The following is a 21,833-nucleotide window of genomic DNA, read 5'->3' as shown; positions in this document are numbered from 1 at the left end:
GAGAGTCATCGTTTGATGTTGTCTGTGATTGTCGCATCGCTCACACCTCCTCTGTTTTCGAGAGTACTATTGTTCAGCCCTTCGTCCTGATGGACTACTATGGCATCTGCTGACTTCTTACAGTTCACCGAATCATCACTGGCTCAGTTGCTTCTGTGGAAAGTTGCTTTCCTCTTGTCGGAAGCCCCTGTAAGATCTCCCCGGGTAAGAACGACCGCTTTCCTTCCATGTGACTGCTGCATTTACTGGTTGAGGTTCGGGCAGTATAGGATTTCACCTTGTTTGGCAGGCTTATCCGTCTCAAGTCAGCCTTAGTATGCAGTTCTTGTTCATCAGCCCAGAAGTTTGCCTCCGGCTTCCTTCAGATTCCACCTCACGATGGACACCCTTGCCCTTGGCTAACAGTTCCTACTGCCAAGCCTGTAGCGGACTTTCACCGCCAAGCTGTCGTCCATGCCGGGCGCACCAAAAAGAGCGCCTGCTTAGACTCAAGCAGGCGCTCTTTATTATCAAATTCAATTATTTTGCGGCCTTGGCTTTTTCAGCGAGTGTCGCAAATGCTTTTTCATCATGTACAGCCAGGTCGGCCAGCATCTTGCGGTTAACTTCGATGCCGGCTGTTTTCAGGCCATTGATCAGTTTGCTGTAGGACAGGCCATTGATACGTGCCGCAGCGTTGATACGTGCGATCCACAGTCTGCGGAAATTACGTTTCGTCTGACGGCGGTCACGATAAGCATATGTCAGTGATTTGAAGACCTGTTCTTGTGCTACCTTAAATAATTTATGTTTTGCGCCGAAATAACCCTTCGCAAGTTTGAGCACTCTTTTGCGTCTGCGCCGAGTCACATATCCGCCTTTAACTCTTGCCATTGTAAAAACCTCCTAAAATAGGTCGTCCGAACGATCCGGGAAAAATTACTGCCAGGTTCAGGCATCAGCTTGTCTGCTTTTTCCGGCTCTTTTCATCCAAATAATCGGACAAACGTAAAAAATATATCAAACCCTGGTGCGTTCTTCTGATTAAGCGTTGATCATTTTCTTGACTTTTTTCGCTAAAGTAGGTGTTGCGATGGTGCTCTTGCGAAGTCCGCGCTTTTGTTTCTGAGACTTGTGAATCATCATATGGCTTGTATATGAGTGATTCCGTTTCATTTTGCCGGTACCCGTTTTCTTGAAGCGTTTTGCGGCACCTTTGTGTGTTTTCATTTTTGGCATGAAAAATTCCTCCCGACGGAGCCGGCGAAAAGCAGCCGATTAACCTTTGCCTCTTGCTCCAATGATTACTTCTTTACTTCTCGGCTTTTGGGGCCAGCACAAGGAACATGCTACGGCCTTCCATCTTCGGCCTGGCCTCAACGACACTGACTTCTGCACATTCTTCAGCAAGTTTTTCAAGAACCTGGCGGCCAAGATCGGAGTGCGTAATCGCACGGCCTCTGAACCGAACCGACACTTTGACTTTGTCGCCTTTTTCAAGAAACTTCTTTGCGTTCCGCATCTTGGTATTAAAATCGTGATCCTCGATGCTTGGGCTTAAACGAATTTCTTTGATGCTGATTACTTTCTGATTTTTGCGGGCTTCCCGATCCTTCTTCTGCTGTTCGAAGCGGAACTTGCCATAGTCCATAACGCGGCATACTGGCGGTTTCGCGCCGGGCGCCACCATAACTAAGTCAAGGCCGACATTCTGAGCAATAACCAATGCTTCCGCCTTGGTCTTAATGCCGAGCTGTTCCCCATTCTGATCAATCAGACGGACCTGCTGAGCACGGATTCCCTCGTTGACAATCATGTCTTTGCTAATATTGAGCCACCTCCAGAATAATTTGAGCAAAGCCTTTGGCTATAAAAGCATAATAAAAATGCGGGCGCATAAACGCCCGCATCGCTAATTCAGTCAAATATTCAAACCTGACAACAACATCTCTGCATCGTTCAGGTGAGAAGCCGGGCGCCTCTGCTTTTACTCATTATTCATTAACCTATTCACTATAGCATGTCACTGCTCATATTGCAAGGATCAATCAGCATATTTAATTGTAGAGAATAAATCTGTGTTTGTAAAGAAGGCATGTGAAATTAATTTCACGCCATCCTCTGCAAACTCCTTATTTTACAACAGGTTTTTTCGTTACCCGATTCTTAATTTCTTCCAAAATCCCGGCTTTGAATGTTTCGTAAGGAATGGTGCTCGTCTCTTTCTCTCCATATTTACGAACATTGACGGCGTTGCTTTCGATTTCATGATCGCCGATCACCAGCGTATATGGGATCTTGTGTGTCTGGGCATCCCGGATCTTATAATTAAGTTTTTCCGCGCGACGGTCCGAATGAGCCCGGATACCGGCCATCTTCAGATCATGTTCCAGCTTAGCAATATAATCCAGATGAACGTCCGCAACCGGGATCAGTTCAACCTGTACGGGAGCCAGCCAGGTCGGAAATGCGCCCGCAAAGTGCTCAATCAATATCGCGAAGAACCGGTCGAGTGAGCCGTAGATCGCGCGGTGAATAACGACCGGGCGTACCTTTTCGTTATTTTCATCAATATAGGTCAGATCAAACTTCTCTGGCATCTGATAATCAAGCTGGATCGTCGCACACTGGTGACTCCGTCCGATTGCATCCTTAATGTGGAAATCAATCTTCGGGCCGTAGAACGCGCCGTCGCCTTCGTTAATGGTGTACGGCATGTCGATCGACTTCAGGACGCGGCTTAGAGCGGCTTCCGCCTGATCCCACATTTCAATGCTTCCCATGTGGTCTTCAGGGCGTGTCGAAAGTTCAACCGTATACTCGAAACCAAATGTACTGTAAATCTTGCTGATCAGCTGGAAGATGTTCTTGATTTCACTTTCAATCTGATCCGGACGGACAAAAATGTGTGCGTCATCCTGGCAAAATGTGCGGACACGCAGCATACCGTTCAGCGCGCCGCTGAGTTCATGGCGGTGAACTTGGCCGAATTCGGCAATCCGTATCGGCAGATCGCGGTAAGAATGCAGTGTGTCTTTATAGATGAGCATGTGCCCCGGACAGTTCATTGGTTTCAACGCGTAGTTGACGTCGTCCACTTTCGTGAAATACATGTTTTCATGATAGTGGTCCCAGTGTCCGGAATTCTCCCACAATCTCTGATTCATCATCAGAGGCGTGCGCACTTCTTCATAATCAACCTGACGCTGCAGTTCGCGAGAGAAATCTTCCAGTTCTGTGCGGATAATCTGCCCATTCGCCAGATAGAAAGGCATGCCCGGCGCTTCTTCAGAAAACATAAAAAGGCCGAGTTGTTTACCGAGTTTGCGGTGATCCCTTTTCTGCGCCTCTTCACGAAAATGGAGATAATCCTCCAGATCTTTCTGGCTTGGAAACGCTGTTCCATAGATACGTTGCAGCATCTCGTTGTCGCTGTTGCCGCGCCAGTATGCACCGGATATGGTCATCAGCTTGAAAGCTTTTATTTTTCCTGTTGACGGAAGATGTGGACCACGGCACAGGTCAAAGTATTCGCCCTGTGAATAAATCGTAATCTTTTCACCTTCCGGAATATCACCGATCAGTTCAACCTTCAATTCGTCTCCGGCTTCTTTAAATCGGCGAATTGCCTCTTCACGACTGACCTCTTCCCGCTTGATCTCCAGATTTTCCGAAATGATTTTCTTCATTTCCTTCTCAATTTTCAGCAGATCTTCAGGAGTCAGATTCTGATCCAGATCAATGTCATAGTAGAAACCGTCCTTGATCGCGGGACCGACGCCAAACCGGACTTTCCCGTATATTCTGCGGATCGCCTGGGCCATCACATGTGCTGTCGTATGCCGCATCATCTGAAGAATATCCGGATCGCCTGCTTTTAAGATTTCCAGCGTGCCATCCTCCTTCAGCGGACGCCTGAGATCAATAAGCTGATCATTGAACTTTCCGGCGAGCGCCTGTTTCTTCAATCCTGTGCTGATCGAGCCGGCAATGTCCTCAGTTGTAACGCCGGACTCAAACGCTTTAACACTCTGGTCCGGAAACGTAATGTGAATCTCCGACATTTAAAACACTCCTTTTTTATGAATCGTGCAACGAATTCTTCGAAAGAATGGGTGATTGATGGAAGGCTAAATCCGGCAATAAAAAAAGCATCCGTCCCTAAAAAAGGGACGAGTGCTTTCTCGTGGTTCCACCCTTGTTCCTGCTTCAGCAATCCATTCATCGTACCATGCTGAAACAGCTCAAGATTTTTTATAACGGGAAAAACCCGTTGGCAGGTACTTCGAGTTCTCCGCCAAAGTTCAGAGGTGGTAAATCCTCCGTGCCGCCAGGAACTCGCACCAGCGTTCCCTCTCTGCAAACAGCACTGGAAGATCCATGTCCTCATCCTCACCGATCTTCTATCAAAGTATATTCCGATTATAGGACGCCTACAGATGAAAATCAAGTGCTTCAGGATCCCGCCCACGTGCGATCTATTTTAAGCCTTGACTTTATCCCGGTTTTCCATCAGAAAGTCAAAAAGCATGTCACGGCTGACCTGAGCCGCTTCTTCTTCCAGACCCATCTGGCGAAGAATCTCCAGCCCGATCGGAAGCGCTGTTCCCGCCGCACGCGAAGTAATAATATTCCCGGAGACAACAACAGGATCCTCAGAGTAATCCGCATCTTTAATGTGACTGCGGAAATCCGGATTACTTGTTACTTTCTCGCCCTTCAATATTCCGGCACGTTCAAGAGCGATCGGAGCCGCACAAATTGCCGCAACCTTTTTCATGTTGTCTTTATAAAAACGGATCAGTTTTTGGACCCTCTCATCGTCCCGCAATGTGGCCGCGCCTTTTGCACCGCCGGGAAGATAAATACCGTCAAAGTCAGTCAGCCCATCACTATCAATTGTTGTATCCGCCTGAATCACGATATGCCGCGACCCCTCAACAAGCGCATCGCCAAGCGAACAGAGTACGACTTCGACACCGCCTCTTCTCAATACATCAATCACGGTAACCGCTTCAGTTTCTTCAAAACCTTCCGCAAGCAGGACCAGAATTCTCTTCAAGCCCATCGCCTCCTGTTGTAAAAAATTTCGTTATCCCTATCGTAGCATAATAAGAAGTGGCGTGACAAAGGTCAGATATCGCGGCAAATCGCGTATCCCAATGCAAAAAAAAGCCGGCAGCCTAATGACTGCCGGCAATTACCGGTTAAGGATACTCTGCTCCTGCTCGTTCCCATTTGATTTAGATGTTGCAAATATGTTGATCAACATATTCTTCTCCTCCTGTTGGTGTGAATTTTTTTGAATCTGTCAGCGGATATGTCGGGAGTAAGCCACACGCCTGGTCAGCATGTCGTCCTTGAGCGAGTCGATTCGGCGCATATCTTCATAGCGGCTTGGTGATGGTTTATGCTGCCGGACTGAAACAGTCAGGTTCAGCGCAAAAAAGTTAATACTTAGCATACGTATCCCTCCTTTCTGTCGCGGGATTGTTTCTTTCAAAAATCCCTTTCCTGCAAAACTTTGGTTCTCCTTTGCAAGCAATGTCTGCATTTTTTTCTCCTCCAATTCAATGTCATATTTATATAAAAGCGCTCCGCAACGGGGCGGGCTTTATATGCACAAAAAAACCGCAGGGCAATCTGTCTGAACGGTCTTTTTAAAAAAGGGCACAAAAAGACCGCAGTCAGTTCTCGACCTACGGCTGGTTTCAGTTCATATTTGGGATTGCAAAATTAACGAAATGAACCTGTCATTGCCGAGGCCATCATAAAGCGATATGCAATTGCTGAATAAGCTGTTCTTTGAATCATCAACATATCCTGATGACCTCCTTAAAGTTCTAAATCGTACTTTTAAAGTATACATGGAAAAACTTTCTTTGTAAACCCTTAAATCAGCCCATTTTACTGAAGGCCGGCCTCGTTTTCAGCATGAAAGTCCCCTGGGAGAAAACATACCCGGTCTTCAAAGACCTGATGAAGTGTCCGCATGATACTGTGTTCCGGACGATCTGTGTAAACAATCACCTGTTTGGGTGCCAGAGCAATCAGGGTCAGTATGATTGAAGGCTCCGCTTCAATGCCCCATTGTTTTAACAGTGGGTAAAAAGAGCGTACAGACTGCACATTCCTGATCAGCCGGTGCCTGTCATCATAGAGTCTGAAAGGCTGCTCGTCAAGTACTTCGATCTTTTCGCAAAGTGGCCGGTAAGCGCGGATGATCCGCCGCAGCTTATCAATAAAGACCTGATATTCCTGTTCAAGCTTATACTCGTCAATCGCGATCTCCACAAATTGGCGGAGCACTTCCCGATAGGCCGTCAGCCGGAACCGAAGGATGGACTGAAAAGTAAACGTGCTGTGTTCTGAGAGAATGCCATCCAGCGATTCAATAATCAGTTGCCGTTTGTCCGGAAGGGTGCCCGTCTGCGGAAGATCATTTTTCTCACCAGCGAAGATCGCCGTAATGATGCTGAGAATCTCGATTTTCTCCTCAGGTTCTGAAAAAAAATATTGATTTTCAATAATATCAAGCAGCCATTTTCTTTCAAACTTTTCAATGATAAAGCGGGATATTAAAAAAGCCAGTTCTCCGAAATCCGCTTCTGTCGCAGGAAATATCACCAATCGGCTGTTGATCAGGAGAACGCCAGCCTCCTGCCTGAAAACAGCAGGCAATTCCCGATAAAGATCTACTGCTTCCTGTGCCGTTTCGAACACGATCTCCAATCGCTTATCCTCCCCGTCCTATTCTTTATAACCACTATATGGGGGAAAGCTGCGGATCATGCGGCGAATCATCGTCTTAGGCAAAAAAAAGAACCGCAACAGATCTGCGGCTGATATGTATGATCAGTTATCTGCGGTTTGTTCCGTCCATTTTAACAAGCGTTGTGAAATGGCGGATCCGTTCCATAAGCCGCTTCGCTTTTACTTTCTCGACACCGCTTTTCTGAGAATAAGCGAAATGGTCTTCTAGCTCATCATAATTAAAATTGGAAGTATATAAAGTCGGGAGATGCTCCATCATCCGATATTGCAAAATGCTGCCCAGCACTTCATCGCGGATCCATGGCGTCATCGTCTCGGCGCCGATATCATCCAGAATCAGTATCGGCACCTTCTTCAGGACATCCAGTTTCTGATCTACCGTATTATCCTGAATGGCGCCTTTGATTTCTCTGAAAAAATCGGGCGTGTAGACAATCAGTGAGCCAGCGTGCCGGCTTTCAGCCAGACTGTTCATGACAGCCCCCATCAGGTAGGTCTTTCCAACACCAAACTGTCCGCAGAGATAAAGCCCCTTAGCCTCTTCAGGTTTGTTCAAATAAGAGCGGACGAAGTCGCCCGCAGCTTTCAATGCAAGCTGGCGCCCCTTTTCCAGTTTATCGATGTTTTTAAATGTCGCGCGGAGAATGTCCTTAGGAACATAATAACTTCTGATCAGTTCACTCTGCCGTTTTTTTACTTCCCGATCCAGCAACAAGGGACAGGGGGAGAATGTCAGCGTCAGGCTTCCCTTGTCATTCATCAGGACGGGCCTGTAACCTGCCATCATATTCGGACAATTTTCAAGGCCCGGGCAGTGATCGCAATGCTCCCATTCCTCGGCAAACTGATAGAGTCTGGGAAGATGCCTTTCCCACTCTTCAATCCCAATCTGCGGATTTTTTTCGGAAAAGCTGCGGATTCTTGAATTTTCCTTCAGTCCCGCCATGATACGGTCATGTTCAGCCCGTACGTCGCGTCGGCCTGCCATATCCTGAATCAGCGATTTAATCGGCTCCATTGTCTCACCCCCCTAATGTTCCGATCAGATACTGTTTAAATAATCATCCAGCCATTTTGCTCTTTTCTTTGCTTCTTCATCAGGCGCCTCCGTACGATTAACATGGCCGTCTCCATTCATCCACTCCGGAACGATTTCCTGATGCCCGCGTTCAGAAACTCTTCGCCTGGGTGCATCGTTTTTGCTGGAAACCGGTTCCTGCCGTTTGCGTCTCTCTTCACGGGCAATCGACATCGCCTGACGCACCGTACGGACATTCATTCTCGACCATTGAGCCGCAATTTTTTCAACAAATGATTTATTTAAATTGTTATGGTTGACTTGCACGATATAGTCAATGAGCACGTTGATGACACCCGGATTCAGTTTCGTGCTGAACATCAGATTCTCAATCAAGCGCAGGTCTGGTGGCTGAGGTTTGCTCCCATGCCCCAGTTGCTCCAGAAGCTGATACGGAGAGCTAGTCTCATACCAGGCGATCAGCCTTTCCTCTTCACTCTGCAGCTCTCTTCCGGCCATTTCACGGTCCTCCTCCGGTTGAGTCCGGTCATACAGAGCAGGCATTTCATCCGCTCCGTGTTCCAGACGGTAGAAATCACGCACTTCCTTTCTCAGCGCGTCTCTGTCAACCGTCCCCGTATGAAGCGATGCCGTTTCAACCGCGCGACTCATATCAAAAGGGTCAGTATTGTACACAAAAGCGAGCTTTTCAATGTCGGCTCGGACATCGTCGTTAAGCGCATCTGCCGGAAGAATGGCCTCTGAGAGATATCTTTTAAGTGCTTTGAAATCAAAAGGTTTTCTGAACCGCAAAGACCCAGATTGGGCACGCTTTTCCCATTTTTTTTCTCCGGGATCAAGCTGCTCCTCCTCTTTGATTTCACCCGCCGGCACGGACTCAAATACATCGTCGAAAGTAACGGAAAGATCTTCAAAATCTACTTCAGACGAGCTGTGATCCGCAAAAAGGCTGCTGAGCCTTTCAAAGTCTCGGGAACCGACCTGATGGAAGAGAAAAGGACTGAGAAGGGCATCATGAAAAAACTCATCTGGTTTCAGCGGAGGAAAGATCCGGTAAATAAAAAAGCCGGGATCCGAGTGCCTCTTCTTCAGCGAACGGAGCAGCCCGACGGCTTCAAGTTTCTTTCTGGCTTTCAATATCCGGTCTAGTGAAAGATTCATGAATCCCATCAACTGATGATGTGTCGCCGAAAAATTCCCTTCCCGGGAATCTTTCTCCTGCCAGAAAGTAAAATAAAGGCTGGTTGCCTCAATGCCGATGAGCGGCTGATAGAGACAGGTGATGATTTTCTGATCATAAAAATAAAGCAGTCCCGCCATCCTGACTTCGTATCTGTCGCCCGGCAAAACTTCCTTCCAGGATTGGATCATGCCCGTCTCCTCCTCCCTCATCTCCGTCACATACTAGACCATGCAAAGATTATTCGTTTTGAAATACATTTTACTCTCTATAGGGTTTCGTTTATCTTATTTCTTGGCTTTGTTAAACAGTCTGTCGTTTTTCGCTCCAGTCGTTCGCTCCAACAACGGAGGGGCAAAAACAACATTAAATTTAAACTTAGCCTATTCCTTAGAACTTTTTCTATTGTTTTTTTCCGTTTCGAGCTGATCCTTGAGTTCCTGAATTTCCCGCGCAAAGACATTGATGTCTTTGAATTGCCTGTAAACGGACGCAAAGCGGACGTAAGCGACCTCGTCCACTTTTGCCAGTTCATTCATCACCAGCTCGCCGATTTCATGGCTGTTGACTTCAGAACGTCCGTCATCACGAAGTGCCTTCTCAACTCGATTAGCGATGCGTTCCAGTTCCTCTAGCGGGACGGGGCGCTTTTCACAAGCTTTGATTAAGCCGCGCAGAATTTTATCCCGGCTGAAAGCTTCGCGGGCATCTTCTTTTTTAACAACGACAAGCGGAATTTCTTCAACTTTTTCAAATGTGGTAAAGCGATAGTGGCAGAACTCACATTCTCTACGCCTGCGGATCGCCCTTCCGCTGTTCACAGGACGAGAGTCCAGCACCTTGGTCCCATCTTTTTTACAGCTTGGACAGCGCATATTACCCACCTCAATCGCAGTTTTCGATGATAGCTCTATTTTATCCTAACAGAGAGCGGATGAAAAGCAGTCGCCTGATCCGGAATTTCTCAAAGCTTCACGATAATTGAATTCAAAGTCATTTGATTCCCCATTGCTTTAATATCCTGATCAGCTGATCTTCTGATTCCCGGATCGTTCCGTTATTATTGATCACAGCGCTCGCCCGTTTTTTCTTTTCCTCAAGTGGCATCTGAGACTTGATCCGCGCCATTGCTTCCGCCTCTGTCAGGTTGTTTCTCGCCATCAGCCTCCTGAGCTGGTTGCTTTCCGTAACGTAAACGACAATCGTCTTGTCTGTCCAGCCTTCAAACGAACCTTCGAAAAAAAGCGGTACATCCAGGAAGACAACAGGAGCACCTTCTTTCTCAAAAGTTTCCAACTGTTTGCGCATCCGTGAACGGATCAATGGATGAATGATCGAATTAAGGCTTTGTCTCAGGTCTTCATGATGAAAAATCAATTCACCCAGCTGTGCCCGGTCCAATGACCCATCCTCAAGCAATATTCTTCTGCCGAAGGCTTCGACAATTTTCTGCAACCCCGGTTCTCCGGGGGCGACCACCTCGCGAGCGATCCGGTCGGCATCTACCAAGGGAAAGTGGTTGTTTCTCAGCCAGTCCGACACAGTGCTTTTGCCGCTGGCAATCCCACCCGTCAGTCCGATCCTCAGCATTATTTCTTCCTTCTCTTCTGGCAGTTCGGGCAGAAGTGCGTCCCGCGGCCGCCTACCTTTATTTTTTCAATAGGATTTCCGCACCGGACACAAGGCAGCCCCTCCCGCCCGTACACCTGCAGCTTTTGCTGAAAAAGACCCATGTGTCCCTGACTGTTCACAAAGGTCCTCACACTGCTTCCACCCAGTTCCACAGCTTCACTTAATGTGGCGATTATGGCCTGACGCAGCGCAGTAATTTTGTAATTTGTCAATTCATCTGCTGGCGTCAATGGATGGATGCGGGCACGGAAAAGGGTCTCGTCAACATAAATATTACCAAGCCCGACAACTGCCGACTGATCCAGCAAGAGAGACTTAATGGCCCTCTTCGTGCTTTGGCAAGCTAAAGCGAGTGCCTTTACTGTGAACTCCGGAGAAAAAGGTTCCGGACCGAGTCGTTTCAGCGGAAGGCTGTTCCATTCCTCGCCCTTTCGAAATAAGTGCATCGTGCCGAACTTACGGACATCGCGATAGCGAAGCGCCGTACCGTCTGTAAAATGAAAAAGCACATGGGTGTAAGGATCGACAGGTACCTCTTCGGGGTCCAGTCGGTACCTCCCTTCCATCCTCAGATGGGAAACAAGGACTTCATCGTCAAAACAAAGAAGCAGGAATTTTCCCCTCCGTCCGATTTGCCGAATGGTCTCTCCACTCAGCAAATCGGCAAATTGACGGACATCGCTCGGGCGGCGAATGATATTCGGCCACCTTATCTCGACACTTTTAACTTTTTTCCCGATCACCAGCTCACTCAGCGTCCGCCTGACCGTTTCTACTTCAGGTAATTCCGGCACGAAAAATTTCCCCTTTAAAATTATTTCTTTTTAATCTACAGCAGTCCCCTGTTTCTGCTTACTGAAGCTTTTCAGGGTCACCGTATTACAGATTAGATACAAACAGAGAAAAGCCGCAAGCGGATAGCAGCTATTTCCCTGTTTTTACAAGATCCGTCCATTATTTAGCATCATACCAGGTTGGCCCGAAGGCACATTCTACTTTCAGTGGCACTCTGAGCTGTATGGCATTCTCCATCACCTCAGGAACGATTCTTTTCATCACGGCAATCTCATCTTCAGGAACTTCGAAAATCAATTCATCGTGAACCTGAAGCAGCATCCTTGAATCTAGTTGTTCCTCTTGAAGGCGGCGGTTCATCTGGATCATTGCCAGCTTGATCACATCCGCGGCGCTGCCCTGAATCGGTGTGTTCATCGCGGTGCGTTCGGCAAAACTGCGGGTATTGAAATTATGGCTTTTGATATCCGGAAGATAGCGACGGCGATTCAGAAGCGTCGTCACAAATCCTTCATCCCTGGCTTTTTTCACAATATTCTCCATGTACTGCCTAACGCCTGGATAGCTCTTCAAATAAGTTTCAATAAAACGCCCGGCTTCCTTCCGTGTAATCCCGATATTCTGGGACAGTCCATAATCACTGATTCCGTAGATAATGCCAAAGTTGACCGCTTTCGCATGCCGGCGCATCAGTGGTGTCACATCCTCTTTCGAAACACCAAAAACATCCATCGCTGTTTTTGTATGAATGTCCATCCCTTCAATAAACGCCTGCTGCAGGTTTGCGTCACCTGCTATATGCGCGAGTACACGCAGTTCAATCTGAGAATAATCGGCAGAAAACATCTGCCATCCCGGTTCCGAGGGTAAAAAAGCTTTGCGTATTTTCCGCCCTTCTTCAAGGCGGATCGGAATATTCTGCAGGTTAGGATCGGTTGAACTTAGACGGCCAGTCTGGGTCAGGGCCTGATTATAAATGGTATGAATTTTCCCCGTATGCGGGTGAATCACTTTCAGAAGGCCCTCGACATATGTCGATTTTAGCTTGCCAAGCTGCCGGAAATCCAGAATCCGATCAATGATTTCATGACGTCCTCGAAGCTTCTCCAGCACATCTGCTGCCGTGGAATAACCGGTTTTCGTTTTTTTCACGGCGGGAAGCTGAAGCTTTTCAAAGAGGATTTCCCCGAGCTGTTTCGGTGAGTTGATATTAAAGGTGACGCCCGCCATCTGGTATATGTCCTTCTCAATCTCGCTGAGCGTGCGATCAAGCTCTGCACCCATTGAGGTTAATGTTTCACCGCTTGTTTTAACCCCGGTAAATTCCATTTTTGACAAAACTCGGGCCAAAGGCATTTCCAGATCAAAAAGCAACTGTTCCTGTTGGTTATTTTTAAGCTCTTCAATCAGTTTTGGTTTCAGCCTCAGCAGTGCTTCCGCACGTTCACCAAGATGCTGCGCCTGGGCATCCCCTTCCGGCACCTGACGTTTGGCACCCTTTCCATAAAAGGCTTCATTTGTTTCCATATTTGAAATGCCGCGTTTTCCGGCGAGAATCGCCAGATCCTCACCTGCTTCCGAAGGGTCGATCAGATAGAATGCGAGACGGGTGTCAAATGTCACGCCATTAAGCTGAATCCCCTGCCATCTGAGGGCTACTTCCGCCTGCTTGCTGTCAAGGACAATCTTTTCTCTTTTGTCATCGGAAAGCCATTCCCTGAAACAAGGATCCTGAAGTCCTTTTTCCGTCTGTATAAAATAGGTTCCGGTTGCATTTGAAACGGCGAAACCGATAATTTTTCCATAGTGATAATTTTCATCAAGCATGCCGACGATCAATGAACTCGGCGAAACCAGCTGTCCCGGACGAAATTTGCTCACGGCAATGACCTGAACTTCGGCCACCCGCGCCTCGTCATGCTCCTTCTGCGGAATATCCAACTTGTCCAGAAGGGACTGGAACCCCAGTTCATGCAGAAGATCGATTAGTTCAGGTGTTACTTGATTTTCAAAAACACAGTCCTGAGCCGTAATGCTGATCGGCGAATCGCGATCAATGGTAGCAATCTTTTTGCTCATCAGAGCCTGATCCTGATTATTTTCCAGGTTTTCTTTGAGCTTCTTACCTGAGACATCGTCAATGTGCTCATAAACGCCCTCAACGCTTCCAAACTGGCTCAACAATTTGATTGCGGTCTTTTCACCGACACCGGGAACACCGGGAATATTGTCGGAGGCGTCGCCCATCAGTCCTTTTAAGTCAATGACACCCGCAGGCTCAATGCCATAGCGCTCTCTTACCTGATCCGAATCATAGTCGACCGTATCAGTAATCCCTTTTTTAATCAGGGATACATTGACATGATCACCAACCAGCTGGAGATAATCCTTATCCCCCGTTACAATTCTGACAGTGAATCCTTCCTGTTGCGCTCTTTGAGACAGAGTACCGACGATATCATCCGCTTCATAATTCTCCAGATCATAACGTTTGATGCCCATCGTATCCAGCAGTTCATAAACAAAAGGAAACTGCTGAGAGAGCTCGGGAGGCGTTTTTTGCCTCCCGCCCTTATATTCTTTATAAGTTTCATGCCTGAAAGTCGTTTTTCCCGCATCAAAAGCTACCAAAATATGCGTCGGCTTCTCCTCGGCAATGATTTTCATAAGCATTGTCGTAAATCCATAAACAGCGTTCGTATACATTCCCTGATTGTTGCTTAGCAAAGGGAGTGCGAAAAAAGCGCGATAAACCACATTATTGCCATCAATTAAGACGAGTTTCTTCATGACTGACCTCCCGGGACACGAACAACGCACCGTTCTTTACTTATATTCTATAGCATGGAGTATGAATTATCCAATCGGCGGTGTTGTTTTCCTGAATGAGATCACAAACGTCGTGCCATTTCCCGGCTCGCTTTCAACATCAATATGGCCTTCATGCACTTCAACAAGATGTTTTACAATGGCAAGGCCCAACCCTGTTCCGCCTGAATCCCTACTTCTGGCTTTGTCCACCCGATAAAAACGCTCGAACACTCTGGGAATCTGGTCCTTTTCAATTCCAATGCCATTATCTGAAATAATAAACTGTGAATAGTTAGCTATTTCTTTCACAGATAGAGTGATTGTGCCTTTTTCCGGTGTATAGACAATAGCATTAGTTATTAAATTGATCATAATCTGGCGGATCCGATATGGATCGCCCAGAGCCCAGCCTTCCTCTCCCCGGGTTCTTCTTATGTCAATCTTTTTCTCCCGCGCTTTTTCTTTGAAAATCAGCAGAACTGCGTCCAGCAATCTGGAAAGAGAGACTGTCTGCCAGTCAATTGTAAAATGTTCACGCTCAATCTTGGAGAGTTCAAGCAGATCCTTGACCAGACTCTGAAGCCGCCTCGCCTCATGGAGCATGATATTAAGAAATTGTTCTTCCATCTGTTTATCATCTTTTGCGCCGTCAAGAAGGGTTTCAGTAAAACCAATCAGAGAGGTAATCGGTGTTTTGAGTTCATGTGAAACATTAGCTACAAAATCCTTGCGCATATTCTCAAGCTTTTTGATACCTGTGATGTCATGAAAAACAACAACAATGCCTCTGACCTTTTTGCGTTTATCCAGAATCGGTGCACAGGAAACGTCGAAATGTTTCCGCTCAATATGGATGGGCAGCTGGATCTGACGCGTCATCCTTTCCCTTGACCGGAATACCTCAGAGATCATTACATTGACTTCATCATAAGGAATGACCTCATGATAATCCGCCAGTTCCCAGTGGCCCGCGTCCGTTTTAAAGTCTTCCTTAAACGTCTGATTGACGTACTCAATCCTGCCATTCCCATCAATGAAAATCAGGCCATTTCCGATATTTTCAATCAGAGTTTCCATACTGTCCCTCTGATTGGCATAGGAACGACTGATTTCATGCAGAGACTCGGAAAGCCTGTTCATGGCGAGATTCAGCCGAAGCACGCTTTCATGTCGCTCACTGTTTGAAGCAATCATATTGTATTTGCCATCCAGAATGTTCTCAGCCATTCTCGCAGCGAACCGGACGGGATTTCTATAGGAAAGCACAAGAAAGTCCCTGTAGAAAAGCATCCCGACACCAAAAAGAAAGAGAAACCAATAGAGCAGGTTCAAACCGACAATAACAGTCCTGGAACCCTCGAGCTCCAGATAACCGATTGTTTTCTGCCCTGCTTTGATTGGCGTTATGTAACCCGCGGAATGTTCCGTCAGTCTGAACGTTTTCCATTTGTCAGGTAAATTGGCACTCTTGCTGCTAACATTAGAATACTTCAATTGATGATCCGAGCCGTAAATCGCTATTCTGAGTTTTTCTTTTTCTGCATACTGACTTAACGCGCCGCGAATTAAGGATAAATCCAGGCTGTCATTGCGGACCGCTATGGCTTTAATCCATTCCGAACGGTCATTCATCTGCTGACGGTCCTGCTGTGCACAGGCAACCTGTATTACCTGGTCCGAAACATAAATCGTGAAAAGCAGGCAAAAAATAACAAAACCCCAACGGATCCACTGTCTGACTTCAAGCCTTTGGTTCTTCAAGTTTATAACCCAACCCTCGTACTGTCTTAATATAGAGTGGTTTTCGTGTCACGTCTTCAATTTTCTCTCTCAGATGGCTGACATGGACATCAACGATACGTGTGTCACCGGCAAAGTCATAATTCCAGACGGCATTGAGCAGCTGTTCACGCGTCAGCACTCTGCCCTTGTGCTTCATCATGTAGACGAGCAATTCAAACTCCTTAGGCGTCAGAAGCATTTCCTTGTCCTTGAACATCGCCTCAAATTTATTGGGGTATACTTTTAAATCCCCTGACACGAGTACCTCATTCTGCTCCTGATGACCCAGTTCCGATCGTCTGAATATTGCTTTGACACGCGCCACAACTTCACGCGGACTAAATGGTTTTGTCATGTAGTCATCAGCGCCCAGTTCCAGGCCCAGAACTTTGTCGAGTTCATCATCGCGGGCTGTCAGCATAATTATCGGTATATAAATAAACTCCTGTCGAAGCTTTTTGCACACATCCATGCCATCCATCTCCGGAAGCATCAGGTCCAGCACAATTAAATCCGGATGCTGTTCCTGGACAATCGGCAGGACTTCCGTTCCCGTTCCTGCCGAGATCACATCATAACCCGCCTTCTTCAGGTTAAAGGAAAGCAATGTTACGATGGACGGTTCATCATCAACGACTAGAATCTTTTTTGCCATAATACGCCTCCATGCCTGTTTCCTGAAATCATCGCTGTTCTTCAAAATCATGCTGGCAGGCCAAAGCTGCGGTCTCCAGCTTATCCGAACTCTTTGACGAGGCTCGGATTATCCAAACCGGCCAGAAATATAGTCAGCGGTGCTCTTTTTCTCGGGATGAGTAAATAGATTTCTTGTCAGCCCGAATTCAACAAGCTCGCCCTGATAGAAGAAAGCTGTATAATCGGCAATTCGGGCAGCCTGCTGCATATTGTGCGTGACGATAACAATCGTATAATCTTTCTTCAGTCTGAGAAGCAACTCTTCAATCTTCGAAGTAGAAACAGGGTCAAGTGCTGATGTCGGTTCATCGAGAAGGATCACGCTGGGTTTCAGCGCAAGAGCTCTTGCAATGCACAAGCGCTGCTGCTGGCCTCCAGACAGCCCTGTCGCCGAATGGTCGAGCCTGTCTTTCACTTCATCCCAGAGGCCTACCTCTTTCAGACAATTCTCAGTTGTTTCTTTCAGAATCTTTTTATTACGCATGCCTGCAAATTTCAAAGGAAGCTGAATATTTTCACTGATCGATTTTGGAAACGGATTCGGTTGCTGAAAAACCATTCCGATTTCTTTGCGAAGCTGAACGACATCGATTTTTGGATTTAAAATATTATTATCACGATAAAGAATGTTTCCTTCACATCTAGCAATAGGTATCAGATCGTTCATCCGATTAATTGTGCGTATAAACGTTGATTTGCCACAGCCAGAAGGTCCAATTAGTGCCGTAATCGATTTTTCATGTATCGGCATGTTCACATCTTTAACTGCGTGGTTGCTGCCGTAAAAAATATTAACGTCCTTAACTTCTATCTGTACCGGAGTCTCTTCGCCTTTATCATTGGTAAAGTTTGCGATATTGGTGTCCAGTTGAATCATCATTCAATTCTCCCCCTTATGATTTACCTGATAATTTATTGTTTATTACTTTTCCAAGGCCGCGTGCGAGCAAGTTGAAAAGCAGGACGCAGATGACAAGGACAGCTGCCGATCCGTTGGCGACTGTCTGAATATCCGGAATAATACCTGAAGTATTCACCGCCCAAATGTGCACTGAAAGTGTCTCGGCCGAGCGAAACATGTTCAGTGGTGAAGTCGGTGAAGCAGGATTCCAGTTTGTAAAATTCAGATTTGGAGTAGACATACCGGCAGTGAACAGTAAAGCTGCCGATTCACCGAAAACCCTGCCTGCAGAAAGGATGATCCCTGTTAGTATGCTTGGAAAAGCTGCTGGAAGAAGAATCGTTTTAATCGTATGCCAATGAGTAAGGCCGAGGGCGAGACCCCCTTCTTTCTGATGGGAAGACAGGGAATGGAAACCATCTTCCGTTACACGCACAATGACAGGAAGGTTGAATACGGTAAGTGCAAGTGCACCTGAAAGGACAGAAAATCTAAACTGAAAATAATTGACAAAAATCAGCATGCCGAACATACCTACGACAATGGAAGGCAGAGAAGCAAGTACTTCCACGCAGGAACGGATGAAAGAAGTCAGTTTGCCAGGCTTGGCGTACTCCGCAAGATAGATACCGCCGCTCGTTCCAATCGGGACGGTCAGAATCATCGTGATGATCAGCACATAAAATGAATTCCAGAGCTGATCCTTGATTCCTCCTCCAGCTAGAAACGGATCAGATTCTGAAGTCAGAAAATGCCAGGAAATACTTGTCACACCATTGACTAAGATGTAGCCGAGCAGTGCAGCAAGTATGCCGGCCATAATAATGGCGCAGAGAACAATGAGTGATAGAGCAATTCTATTAGTCACCTTGCTGCTCATCACGCATTCCTCCTTTTAGCAAGCATTCGAATAATCAAAATAAATATATAGGAAATGACAAGCAGAATCAATCCGAGTGACCAAAGAACATCGTTCGATACACTTCCTGTGGTTGTATCACCCATGCTCCCGGTAATAACCGTCGTCAAAGTTGCCGCGGGTGCGAAAATCGAGTGCGGCATTTGAAAAGTATTTCCAATGACCATTTGAACCGCAAGAGCTTCACCGAAGGCTCTTGACATACCCAGGATGATTGCCGTAACAATACTCGAACCAGCCGCCGGAATGACCACCCTCCAGATGGTCTGCCATTTCGTCCCGCCAATGGCAAAGGATGCTTCACGCAATGAGTCGGGAACCGCACGCAGACTGTCAGCAGCAATACTCGCGACCGTCGGCAAGATCATAATGCCGACAACCAGCGAACCGGCAAGCAGATTAAATCCTGATCCGCCAAAATGGACTCTCATAAAAGGCACAATAACAGACAAACCGATGAGTCCGTAAACAACGGAAGGTATTCCGACAAGTATTTCTATTATGGGCTGTAAAACTCTCTGACCCCATTTTTTAGCAATCTCTGCCATAAACAAGGCACACCCCACTGCAACAGGTGTTGCGAAAACCGCAGCAAGAAGTGTTACAGAAAGTGAGCCGAAAATAAAGGGGAATGCTCCGTAAGAAGCGCCATTGGTCTGATCTAAACTCCATTTCGTTCCTGTAATAAACGACCAAAAGTTAATGTGGTCAACAAAAAAGGAACGTAATCCTTGCACTGTCAGGAAGAGCGTAATCGCTACCACCGCAATAATCATAAGAAGAGCGCTACTGTAGATGATTGTTTTCCCTCGTGTCTCACTATAATGGTCAATGAAACCTTTCATTAACCCTTTCTCTCTTAGTAATGAAGATTTTGGGGAACTTTCCGGCGTTTGAGCGATTACCGCCTTGTCGATTTTCATTTCTGCACCTCATTTTATTACTAGCTTATATATACGACGGTAAGCGGGATGTAAAATACAAATCCCGCTTCGCCGTTTTATACATATTATTGTTGTTTCAAGTAGTCAGCTTTCACTAATTACTTTGTTGTCAGTTTTCCAGTTGCATCGCGCTGAACACTCAACTTGTCCACAGCGATGTAACCCTGAGCCGGAAGGTCTTTATTCTGAACTGTGCTGCCCATCATGTAGTCAAGGAATGCTTTAGCAAGTGGTGAGGGAGTACCCTTTGTATACATGTGTTCATAAGCCCAAACCGGGAACTTGCCATTAGCGACATTGGCTTCAGTTGCCTGTACACCATCAAGAGAAAGTGCAACAACCGATTTATCATTCGGAGTGAAGTAAGACAGAGCCAGATAGCCGATAGCGCCAGGAGTCTGAGCAACAATTTTCTTAACCGTGTTTGAAGAATCCTGTGTAATACCGTTAGCTGGTGTCTTGCCGTCCAGAGCGAACTGAACAAACGTTTTAAATGTACCTGAAGTTGCGGAACGGTTTACCAATGTTATTTTAACATTTTTTCCGCCAACCTGGCTCCAGTTTGTAACTTTTCCGGTGAAAACTTTCTGAAGATCTGCTTTTGAAAGATTCGTTACACCTGCTTTAGGGTTAACAGCAGCAGTCATAGCAACAACAGCAACTTTAAAGTCTGTAAGTGATTTTGCGTCAATGTTCTTTCCTTTTTCAGCAAAAATATCAGAGTTACCAATGTCAAAGTTTCCAGCCTGTACCTGGCTCAGCCCGGTACCGCTACCCCCGCCCTGGACATCAATCTGAACGTTAGGATTCTGTGCCATAAATTCTTTTGCGGCTTCTGCTGCCAATGGCTGGAGAGCTGTGGAGCCACCAAGTGTAAGCTTGCCTGAAAGTGCGGCTGAACTTGAAGACGCGCTTGATGAACTGCTGCTTGAACTGCTTGAGCTGCTTGCGCTACCGCTTCCGCATGCTCCTAGAACCAGGATGACAGATAAAGCGAGAAGCAGGCCGATCGTAAGCAAACTTTTCTTTTTCATAAGAAATTTTTCCCCCTCAGTTTTAACGTACCCTTATTGCACTATTTATAATAAGGCGGTACTTTTAAAGGCATATAAACCTAATGTAAATTTTTTGTAAAGGCGTGAGAACGTTGTAATAATTCATATGATTTAATAGAAAAACATTTTATCTACTATAGGCCTTTTGAAAGTAATAGCGTGTACCTTGGGTTTTGCGCAAAAAAAAACTGATGATTTTCATCTAGTGAAAATCATCAGCCACCTGCGCGTTCTGTCAAATTAGTTCAAGTACCGCTTTAACCGACTCCACCGATCGATCCAAGGCGGCTTTCTCCTCCTTAGTCAGGCTTAGCTCTATGATCTTTTCAATTCCGTTCTTTCCAAGGACAACAGGCACTCCAAGATAAATGCTGCTATAGCCGTATTCGCCATCAAGGTAGGCGATGGCGGGCAAAACACGCTGTTGATCATTCAGTATGGCTTCCGCCATCTGGAAAAGAGCTGCCGCCGGGGCATAATAAGCGCTGCCATTCCCGAGTAAAGAAACAATTTCCCCACCACCCTTCCTCGTTCTGTCAACGATGGCCTCTATTCGCTCTTTAGAAATCAGCCGATCGACTGGGATGCCGCCCGCGTATGAGTAGCGGACCAAAGGAACCATTGAATCTCCATGACCGCCAAGGACAAATCCCGTGACATCACGAACAGAAAGTTTCAGCTCTTCCGCAATGAACGTCCTGAAACGTGCTGAGTCGAGCACACCGGACTGACCGATCACACGGTTCCTGGGGAATCCTGATTCTCTGTAAACCGTATAGGTCATGGCATCCACCGGATTGCTCAGTACGATAATAGTGGAATCTGGAGAGTATTTAACAATATTTCGTGTCACTTCTTTCATAATTCCCACATTGATAGAGACCAGATCGTCCCGGCTCATTCCCGGTTTTCGAGCGATTCCCGCTGTGATGATCACAACTTCTGAATCCGCTGTTTCAGCATATTCAGAAGTCCCGGTGATTTTTGAGTCAAAACCGAGAATCGGTGCAGATTCAAGCATGTCCAGCGCCTTCCCCCTGGCCGGTCCGTCCATCTTCGGAATATCCACAAGCACCACATCAGCCAATTCATTCTGGGCGATAAGAAAAGCGGTTGTTGCCCCTGTATAGCCTGCGCCTACGACAGTGACTTTTCTGCGACTAACCGACATTTTAAATACCCCCTTTATTATTGACTCAACACTCCACTTCTGAAATTGGATACGCTTTCATCTTTTCAAAAGCCTAATGCAGGCCAACTCCCGCCTGGGGATTGCCTGCGCGGCTCGTTCTTCCATTTTATGATTTGGCTCTGTAAAATTTGTCT

General features: G+C 46.6%; 20 protein-coding genes and 1 other annotated feature. All 20 genes read right to left on the bottom strand.

Features of this window, described 5'->3' with window-relative positions; genetic code table 11:
• Positions 1-519 precede the first annotated feature (519 nt).
• Positions 520-873, bottom strand: coding sequence for a 50S ribosomal protein L20 (gene rplT / locus E4665_RS05765; RefSeq protein WP_135347843.1), 354 nt, complete (start codon positions 871-873; stop codon positions 520-522).
• A gap of 150 nt (positions 874-1,023) precedes the next feature.
• Positions 1,024-1,218: a 50S ribosomal protein L35 gene (rpmI, locus tag E4665_RS05760; protein WP_135347842.1), complete on the bottom strand. Its 195-nt coding sequence runs from the start codon at positions 1,216-1,218 to the stop codon at positions 1,024-1,026.
• Between the two features lie 73 nt (positions 1,219-1,291).
• Positions 1,292-1,795, bottom strand: coding sequence for a translation initiation factor IF-3 (gene infC, locus E4665_RS05755; protein WP_135347841.1), 504 nt, complete (start codon positions 1,793-1,795; stop codon positions 1,292-1,294).
• Positions 1,796-2,111: 316 nt separating this feature from the next.
• Complete coding sequence (thrS, locus tag E4665_RS05750) at positions 2,112-4,043, bottom strand: threonine--tRNA ligase (protein WP_135347840.1); 1,932 nt, start codon at positions 4,041-4,043, stop codon at positions 2,112-2,114.
• A 101-nt stretch (positions 4,044-4,144) separates the two neighbouring features.
• Positions 4,145-4,381 (bottom strand) — a binding site (T-box leader).
• An 81-nt stretch (positions 4,382-4,462) separates the two neighbouring features.
• On the bottom strand, positions 4,463-5,047 hold the full coding sequence (locus E4665_RS05740) for a DJ-1 family glyoxalase III (protein ID WP_241654695.1): 585 nt from the start codon (positions 5,045-5,047) through the stop codon (positions 4,463-4,465).
• Positions 5,048-5,290: 243 nt separating this feature from the next.
• On the bottom strand, positions 5,291-5,533 hold the full coding sequence (locus tag E4665_RS05735) for a hypothetical protein (protein ID WP_135347837.1): 243 nt from the start codon (positions 5,531-5,533) through the stop codon (positions 5,291-5,293).
• Positions 5,534-5,886: 353 nt separating this feature from the next.
• Positions 5,887-6,702: a putative sporulation protein YtxC gene (locus E4665_RS05730; RefSeq protein ID WP_241654704.1), complete on the bottom strand. Its 816-nt coding sequence runs from the start codon at positions 6,700-6,702 to the stop codon at positions 5,887-5,889.
• A 136-nt stretch (positions 6,703-6,838) separates the two neighbouring features.
• Positions 6,839-7,771: a primosomal protein DnaI gene (gene dnaI / locus E4665_RS05725; protein ID WP_135347835.1), complete on the bottom strand. Its 933-nt coding sequence runs from the start codon at positions 7,769-7,771 to the stop codon at positions 6,839-6,841.
• A 24-nt stretch (positions 7,772-7,795) separates the two neighbouring features.
• Positions 7,796-9,163 carry a replication initiation and membrane attachment family protein gene (locus E4665_RS05720; RefSeq protein ID WP_135347834.1) on the bottom strand — a complete coding sequence of 456 codons (1,368 nt, stop codon included), beginning with the start codon at positions 9,161-9,163 and terminating at the stop codon, positions 7,796-7,798.
• Between the two features lie 192 nt (positions 9,164-9,355).
• Positions 9,356-9,847 (bottom strand): transcriptional regulator NrdR, encoded by a 492-nt coding sequence (gene nrdR, locus E4665_RS05715; RefSeq protein ID WP_135347833.1) that lies wholly within the window; start codon positions 9,845-9,847, stop codon positions 9,356-9,358.
• 118 nt (positions 9,848-9,965) lie between these two features.
• The gene (coaE, locus tag E4665_RS05710; RefSeq protein WP_174845456.1) at positions 9,966-10,565 is read right to left on the bottom strand and encodes a dephospho-CoA kinase; all 600 of its coding nucleotides are present in this window, start codon (positions 10,563-10,565) and stop codon (positions 9,966-9,968) included.
• The gene (gene mutM, locus E4665_RS05705) at positions 10,562-11,398 is read right to left on the bottom strand and encodes a DNA-formamidopyrimidine glycosylase (RefSeq protein WP_135347831.1); all 837 of its coding nucleotides are present in this window, start codon (positions 11,396-11,398) and stop codon (positions 10,562-10,564) included. The genes coaE and mutM overlap by 4 nt, the downstream gene beginning before the upstream one ends.
• A gap of 160 nt (positions 11,399-11,558) precedes the next feature.
• Positions 11,559-14,189, bottom strand: coding sequence for a DNA polymerase I (polA, locus tag E4665_RS05700; protein WP_135347830.1), 2,631 nt, complete (start codon positions 14,187-14,189; stop codon positions 11,559-11,561).
• Between the two features lie 66 nt (positions 14,190-14,255).
• A complete protein-coding gene (gene pnpS, locus E4665_RS05695) occupies positions 14,256-15,971 on the bottom strand; it encodes a two-component system histidine kinase PnpS (RefSeq protein ID WP_135347829.1) in 1,716 nt (571 codons plus the stop codon).
• Positions 15,952-16,647 (bottom strand): response regulator transcription factor, encoded by a 696-nt coding sequence (locus tag E4665_RS05690; RefSeq protein ID WP_135347828.1) that lies wholly within the window; start codon positions 16,645-16,647, stop codon positions 15,952-15,954. Before E4665_RS05690 ends, pnpS begins: the two co-directional genes overlap by 20 nt.
• Before the next feature lie 108 nt (positions 16,648-16,755).
• A complete protein-coding gene (gene pstB / locus E4665_RS05685; protein ID WP_241654703.1) occupies positions 16,756-17,565 on the bottom strand; it encodes a phosphate ABC transporter ATP-binding protein PstB in 810 nt (269 codons plus the stop codon).
• A 16-nt stretch (positions 17,566-17,581) separates the two neighbouring features.
• A complete protein-coding gene (gene pstA / locus E4665_RS05680; RefSeq protein ID WP_135347826.1) occupies positions 17,582-18,469 on the bottom strand; it encodes a phosphate ABC transporter permease PstA in 888 nt (295 codons plus the stop codon).
• Positions 18,469-19,431 (bottom strand): phosphate ABC transporter permease subunit PstC, encoded by a 963-nt coding sequence (pstC, locus tag E4665_RS05675; RefSeq protein WP_135347825.1) that lies wholly within the window; start codon positions 19,429-19,431, stop codon positions 18,469-18,471. Before pstC ends, pstA begins: the two co-directional genes overlap by 1 nt.
• Before the next feature lie 119 nt (positions 19,432-19,550).
• Positions 19,551-20,486, bottom strand: coding sequence for a phosphate ABC transporter substrate-binding protein (locus E4665_RS05670; RefSeq protein WP_135347824.1), 936 nt, complete (start codon positions 20,484-20,486; stop codon positions 19,551-19,553).
• 256 nt (positions 20,487-20,742) lie between these two features.
• On the bottom strand, positions 20,743-21,678 hold the full coding sequence (mdh, locus tag E4665_RS05665) for a malate dehydrogenase (protein WP_135347823.1): 936 nt from the start codon (positions 21,676-21,678) through the stop codon (positions 20,743-20,745).
• Positions 21,679-21,833 lie beyond the last annotated feature (155 nt).

The organism is Sporolactobacillus shoreae (genome assembly GCF_004684935.1).
Classification (GTDB): Bacteria; Bacillota; Bacilli; order Bacillales; family Sporolactobacillaceae; genus Sporolactobacillus; species Sporolactobacillus shoreae.
The sequence above is the reverse complement of the archived record's forward strand: the minus strand, read 5'-3'. Positions and strand labels throughout refer to the sequence as shown.